We start from the raw sequence: 4,604 nt of genomic DNA, 5'->3' as shown, positions 1-4,604 counted from the left end.
ACTTGTTGCAGTCGCTGGCAGGCGACTGCGTTAGGTACCAGACGGATTTCAACTCTGCGGTTGGCAGCACGCCCCGCAGCCGTTGAATTGGTGGCGACCGGCCGCGTTGCACCTTCGCCTTGGACGGTAAAGCAAGCGAGCGGAATATCGCTGGTTTGTAATAGCCAGTCGCGTACCGCTTCCGCCCGCGCCAGTGATAACGCACGGTTTTTTTCAGTATCGCCAGTGGAATCGGTATAGCCAGTTATCACAATCAGCCAGCCGGGTTTGGCTTTGATATCCATCAACGCGTTCACCAGAACTTTGGCAGATCCCGCTTTAAGACGGGACTGTCCAACGTCGAATAATGACATGCTGTTAAGACTCAACGTCTGCGGCAGCACTTTATCTTTCTTCGGCAACGCAGGCGGTGATACCGGTAATACCGCATGGTTGATGACATCCATCAATGGCGCATAAAGGTGATCCCCCAAATACAGCCCCAGTCCCAAACGCACCGGTTCACCGTCCCGATGATATTTCTCCAGCAATGCCACGTTGCGCTTGAGTTGATGGTAAGCCTGCACTTTGGCACCACCGTCTTCCATGCTAATAGCGTGGTAATGTTGTAAATCACTGCGTATCTGCCGTAACAAACGCTGGTTATTCCAGGCACTGGCCGTTAATGCCAGACAAGTAAATCCAGTCAGCAAGCCAATCGTCCAAAGTACCGCGCGCCGACGCGGTGAATAGCCGTCATAACATGGCAACAAACGCAGCATTGCATCAGGAAATGGCAGTACACCTGCGGCACCAGAGATGCTGTGGCTGATGCGGGGTAAAGTTGTATGAGCGATTAGCCATTTCGTCCAAAGATTATTTGCCTGCGGAGTTTGGGGCAAAAACCTCACTGCCATTGCTATAGGATGACAAGGCTGGCTGGTTAGATCTGGCGACTGGCACTCGCTCAGAACGTTTTCCACCATCCAACGTTGCCATGCCGCAACCGCAACTGCCTGTTGTAAACGTACAACGCGCGGCTGTGTATCTCCTTCTGTCAACCAGATATTCATCCCAATGGCGTCATGTTTCTCGCAACAGACTGTCATCATCGGACGGCCTGCCTGCAATTCGAACCACGGGCTAATATCACCATCAAGATAACCTGCGATTAACACAGGTGTACGACAGGCGGTTAGTTGCGCAACACAAGCAACCTGATAACGAAACTCCCGGATCTGTGCGGTCATTACCGCCTGATCCTGTTGCTGCTCTGGGAAGAGTGTTAATAGCACGCTGATCTGAGTACACCAGTCAGGTCTGGCCGTAATAATGGCTTCCACCAGCACGCTCATCTCACTTTGTCGCGGTACGCAGATAAAACAGCCCTGTGGCGTGATGCGCAGCGGTTCTCCTGCAAATAGGGTTGTCACACTCTCACCACAGGTCAGCACCACCGGCTGACGCCACGAAGCCGCAGGCAGTGCCGCCAGCAAACAATAAACACTGTCTTGGTGGGACATTTCACGCATAGCGCGTCCTGTCCGCCACCAAGCAATGATCGCTATCACCAGAATGACACATAGCCACAATGCAACAGACACCTTTCCCAACGGGAAGAACCCGCACAGCACCGCAGCCAAAGCGCAAGCCAGAACCCATAGCGCTCGTCTTAATGCACAACTCAATTTACTCTCCTTAGCCTTGCCCAACAGACAGACATTGCTGAAGATAGAAATGCAGGCCCAACCACATCAAAGCTATCACGCCCACTGCCTGACACCCCCAGAACCACAGGGAGCGTGAACGCCAGAATCGCCTCTGATGACAATGTGAGTTTACCCGTATCATTTGATGTGGTTGCACCACCATTTCCCCCGCACGCTGAGTCAATACATCCAGTAATGACTGGCGTTCCTGTGCAATCTGTTCGTTATCCCCCCCCTGAAAACCCAGTGCTAATACGCGTTGGAAACAAGTCAGTACCATCAAGGAAGGTTGCGATTGCTTCAATACCTGACGGATACGTTCAAACAACCGTTCCCCGGCATGATGAGTATTAAAAAATCGCGTCTGCAACAGCGTTTTCGACCAAGTATCATGACCATTATCCCGGCCAGGGCGGCTGAGTACGGTTTCATCCAGCAATGCACATAAGGCATAGATCACGTGGGTGATGTTATCTTGGCTAACATCACTTTCACTTAGCTGCTGCTGTGCCGTTTCTATCAACGCAACCCCTTTTTGATATAACGCCTCACCCTGCGCCGATTTATCACCGTTTCTCAGTGCAATCACCAATATTCCAATGTCAAGCATCAGGTCGTCGATTGAGATCATTTTGTTCATGAACGTAATACCGCAAATAGTTCTAACTGAACGCCCGATAATGTACCGGGCACATAGAAGGCACAGTTCCCCGCCTCCAGCATGGCTTTAGCCAACGGATTATTCAGATCGAAAGCAAAATACTGATTTTCCAACCGCAATGGGATCGCGGCTGGCACATGACTTAGTGGACGTAAAGGAACGCCGCTTAATGAACGGTTAATCAACCGGTCAATATCATCGGGTGCCCCTACTTTACACAAATGCGGAAACTGGGTTTGCAGCTGGTGTGCCGGTATCGACGAGCGCACAGAGAGATAGAAATCGGCCTCTTCGCACAAGCGTCTATCGTGAAATGAGGCTTTCCACTGATTCTCGCGTACAACTTCCAGTTCAATAGCAATCACCCTTGATGGCAATCTGGCTTCAAGCAAAGTGCTAATCAGCTGCATTAGAGGCGGAAAAACATCACGTAACTGATCGTGTTGATAAACGGGGATCGCGTCGAGATCATGATCCAACGAGAATGTCAGCAACGCTCCTGCTAACTTCACCATTTCACGGTAGATGATTTCCGGGTGCAATGCGGGTCCAGCCTTAAAATCATTCAGCACCGGCTCATAGCTATTGAGTGCATTCAGCAACCAGAACAGCGACACATCAGCGACAGCGAAGTCGGCCATCCGTTGATTACTTTCACGGCGCATCCCCATTAGACGCGTACGCTTAGCACGTAGCTGAATTAGCAACAGATCGAGCTGTTCCAGCAGTGGCGGATGAGCGGCGAAAGAGAGCAGCGGGGGAATAAAGCTATTATCAAGCGTCCAACCTGCCTGCCCGTCACGTACCAAACGTGCCAGAGGACACGTCAAATAATCGCCATTTTCATCATGCTTAAAGCGCAGAGAAAATGCGTAGCGCTCAACCGCAATCGACTCACTCGCATCACCGAATCTGTCCTGTATTTCAACCCACTCTTGCTGATAACGCAGCGGCGATTGTCCTGGCATTGCCTCTTCACTGCTTTGACGGCAGTTGCCGCCATTAGCATGTTCCAACGGTAATGCCAGTAATACCTCAACCGCATGCAAATCCTCCGGTATAACCTTCTGCAAATCGCAAGCCGCTGGCAGATTGTCAGCATGATCGGTGTCAATCAGCGTTCCATCCTGTAACCGGACTCTGAGATGCTGAACTTTCAGTCGGTTTAAGCGCAGTGCATCCTGATCAAACTGAATGTCCAACACTCCCCAAGGATGGATCAGTCCCAGATGGGCAATGCAATCCTTCGTCAATGCCTCCCAGCTTGCCTGTTGCTGAAATTGTTGAGGTGCCAAAAAGGCATCCTCAATCCAGAGAGGACGTAAAATTTTCATCATAACCCCCAGTGAATGATTACTCTTTCGCCTTCGGCATCTGAGAAACCAAAGACAAACTGACGTCAATCCCTTCGACCTGAAAGTGTGGCACCGCATACAGCCTGACCCGGAAGAATCCCGGGTTGTCGTCAATATCCTCAACGACCACCCGCGCTTCACGCAGCGGATGCGAAGCTTGCAGATCGTCAGATGGATCGGTCAGCTTGCCAGTACTGTTGTCCGTTGGAATATGCAGCGCATGTTCCAGCGCCACAATTTCGATGCTGCCTTCACTATTCTGTACATCGACAGAACCTTTGATGTCCGCACCACCGTCATCTTTCAACCACAAATAAGCGGGGATAGCCATAATATGACGCCTGTTTTTGAGTGTGTGAGGTCGCCTGCACCGGCGACGTTGTTGTTGATAAAAAGCCGGGTACGGTTTGCGGTCGCTGGCAGGCGACTGGTCGCGTTGCACCTTCGCCAATGACAACACCCGGCAATGGTGGTCATTCCACAACAGTTACACCTGACCGGATCGCCCTGACGGATCACGTTCTTCATTGCTCAGGCCCTCCTCGCGGGGGCAGTTCCAGAATCTTGCCGGCCCAACGCGCTTTGAGCTTCTCTTTGGCGATTTGCATGCGTCGTTCTTCGATAAACTGTCTCTGCTGACGGGTCACCTCACCCACATTATGGGTGAATGCTTTCGTCTGCTCCGCGTCCGGTAACATGGGAATAAGTTCTTGGGTGGATAAATCGTGTACGCTCACTTCCAGCTGCGTGGCGTGAGTTTCGTTGATGGCATTCGCCATCATGTTGCCGATTTTTTTCCGTTTGAAGATAAACAAAGCACAGCCAACCGGTGCCATTGCCCCAACCACATTGCAGTCCACCGTCAAAAGCGACAGGGGTTTATTACACATTGTGCCGAAG

General features: G+C 51.3%; 4 protein-coding genes and 1 pseudogene. All 5 read right to left on the bottom strand.

The features are described 5' to 3' along the window. Positions 1–1,667 (bottom strand): OmpA family protein (locus AM629_RS20510; RefSeq protein ID WP_054481598.1); only part of this gene is annotated, 1,667 nt, incomplete at its 3' end. Positions 1,668–1,677: 10 nt separating this feature from the next. Then, positions 1,678–2,328, bottom strand: coding sequence for a type VI secretion system protein TssL, short form (gene tssL / locus AM629_RS20505; RefSeq protein ID WP_054481596.1), 651 nt, complete (start codon positions 2,326–2,328; stop codon positions 1,678–1,680). Next, the gene (gene tssK / locus AM629_RS20500; RefSeq protein WP_054481594.1) at positions 2,325–3,683 is read right to left on the bottom strand and encodes a type VI secretion system baseplate subunit TssK; all 1,359 of its coding nucleotides are present in this window, start codon (positions 3,681–3,683) and stop codon (positions 2,325–2,327) included. Before tssK ends, tssL begins: the two co-directional genes overlap by 4 nt. Before the next feature lie 19 nt (positions 3,684–3,702). Beyond that, positions 3,703–3,891: pseudogene (locus AM629_RS25090) on the bottom strand (type VI secretion system contractile sheath large subunit); the annotation flags it as partial. A gap of 337 nt (positions 3,892–4,228) precedes the next feature. After that, positions 4,229–4,604, bottom strand: a 376-nt coding sequence (locus tag AM629_RS20490) for a T6SS phospholipase effector Tle1-like catalytic domain-containing protein (protein ID WP_476704003.1), incomplete at its 5' end; no start/stop codon positions are given.

Origin of the sequence: Photorhabdus heterorhabditis (assembly GCF_001280945.1) — a bacterium.
GTDB lineage: Bacteria > Pseudomonadota > Gammaproteobacteria > Enterobacterales > Enterobacteriaceae > Photorhabdus > Photorhabdus heterorhabditis.
The sequence above is the reverse complement of the archived record's forward strand: the minus strand, read 5'-3'. Positions and strand labels throughout refer to the sequence as shown.

Coding starts and splice junctions, on each gene's coding strand:
- tssK (WP_054481594.1), bottom strand. CDS start 3,683: ATGAAAATTTTACGTCCTCTCTGGATTGAGGATGCCTTTTTGGCACCT.
- tssL (WP_054481596.1), bottom strand. CDS start 2,328: ATGAACAAAATGATCTCAATCGACGACCTGATGCTTGACATTGGAATA.